Raw genomic sequence first — 1881 nt, forward strand, 5'->3', positions numbered from 1 at the left:
GCGGATGGCCGCCGCCGAAAGGCAGGCGGCTGGGCAGGTCGCGGTTCAGGCACAGGATCTCGGTCGACAGGGTCATGCCGGCCGGGCGGCCGGGTCGAAGGCCTCGTCGACCAGCGACAGGAACACCTCGGTGCCGGGGTCGCCGGGACGCCCCGGCCGCCGGTCGGCATGCCAATAGGCTCGGCGCCCGCCCGGTCGCATGGCGTAGAACGGCTCGAAGCGGGTCGACTGGCCCTGCGAGTCCGACCCCTCGACCCCGACGATGGAGTAGACCTCGGTGGCCATCGGCCGCCGCGAATCCGGCACCACCCGGTAGTCGGCCGTCGCCTGGTTGACGGCGATCGGCTCGGCCCGCAGCGGGAACAGGTTGACCATCGGGCTGCAGCCGATGGCCAGGGATTCGACGCCGATGCTGCGCTCCAGGTCGGCGGAGGTCCGGTTCAGGTAGAGGAAGATCTCCAGCCGCTTGCCGGACTGCATCAGCGTCTTGGCCTCGATTCCCTCCAGGTCGAAGAACAGGAACTTCTCCGGAAAGGCGAAATACTCGCTGATCAGCCGGTAGCCGAGATGGGAGCGGGCGGGGTAGGGCAGCAGCCCCTCATCCGCCGCGAAGCCGACCGGCTTGATCGACCGCGGCGGCAGGATCACCGGGTTCGGGTCGGTCGGCCCCTCGGCCAGCGCCACCGAGACGCAGTTGTTGTGGATCAGCTCGTACAGCGGCAGCGCCTGCTGCGCCGGCCCCGACAGGTAGAAGCGCAGCCGGTCGAGGCCGAGCGACGAGAAGGTGACCGAATCGCCCAGGCATTTCAGCCCGATGCGCAGGATCGCGGTGGTGCCGGCGGCGCGCGGGTTGGGCGGCGCCGCCATCGGCCGGGCGCCGAAGGCCACGGCATCGAGCGCGATCGGCCAAAGCGTCACCGGATAGGCGGTGCGGAACAGGCAGGTGTCGCCCGCCACCGTCTCGGTGTTCACCTCGAAGCCCGCCGGCAGCTCATAGGCCGCGGTCAGGTCCGGCGCGCAGTCGAAGCGCGCGATCGTCATCGACGGGATCGGCGACAGGTAGTGCGGGTACAGGATGCCGATCAGGGCATCGGTCAGCTCGGGGAAGTCGTCGTCCAGCTTGGTGCGGACGCGGGCGTTGAGATAGGCGAAGGCCTCGATCAGCCGGGCGACGAAGGGGTCGTCCGTCGCCTCGCCGCTCAGCCGCAGCCGGCCGGCGATGGTCGGGTGCGCGGCGGCGAACTCGCCGGCCAGGCGGCGGATATAGGTCAGCTCGCGCTGATAATGGGCGAGAAGCTCTTCAGCCATGGCCGCGCGTCGTCACCGAAAAGCTGCGGTTGACCGGCTCCAGCACCGAATCGAAGGTCATCGGCTCGGGCGTCGGATCGGCATGCATCAGCGCGTCCACGCGCAGGCGCAGGGTGCGGTCCAGCCCCTCGGCATTCTCCAGCAGCCGGACGCTGACGCTGCGGAAGCGCGGCTCGAAGCGGCGGATCGTCTGCTCGATCACGGCGCGGAAGCGCTCGCGGTCCTCGGCCGAGGTCATCGGCATGGCGGTGAAGTCCGGGATGCCGTAGCCGGGCAGGGCCGAAGCCAGCTCGGTCCAGGCCGGCTGCCAGCCCAGCGGCCGGGCCCGGGTGTTCAGCAGGTTCTCCAGATCCCGCCGCACGCCGTTGCGGATCTCGGCCAGCGACTGCGCGGTGCGGCGGACGCCGCTGCGCATGACCGGCTCGGCCTCGTCGGCCAAGAGGCGGTCGAGCAGCGAGAGGAGGAGGGCGGTATCGTCCCTGGCCATGGCCGGTGCCGGGCTCAGGCCGCCGGCCGGGCCGCGAAGTGCCGCGCCGTGCAGGATCGGCACCGCGGTCTCGCCGGCCAGCCAGC

Annotated in this window: 2 protein-coding genes; both read right to left on the reverse strand. The window is 71.1% G+C overall.

The window, feature by feature from the left end; all coding sequences use genetic code 11:
* Positions 1–72: 72 nt before the first annotated feature.
* A complete protein-coding gene (gene tssF / locus P409_RS33150; protein WP_052121676.1) occupies positions 73–1308 on the reverse strand; it encodes a type VI secretion system baseplate subunit TssF in 1236 nt (411 codons plus the stop codon).
* Positions 1301–1881 (reverse strand): type VI secretion system baseplate subunit TssE (tssE, locus tag P409_RS33155; RefSeq protein ID WP_343285539.1); only part of this gene is annotated, 581 nt, incomplete at its 5' end. The genes tssE and tssF, both read right to left, overlap by 8 nt.

The organism is Inquilinus limosus MP06, assembly GCF_000767795.1.
Taxonomy (GTDB): domain Bacteria; phylum Pseudomonadota; class Alphaproteobacteria; order DSM-16000; family Inquilinaceae; genus Inquilinus; species Inquilinus limosus_E.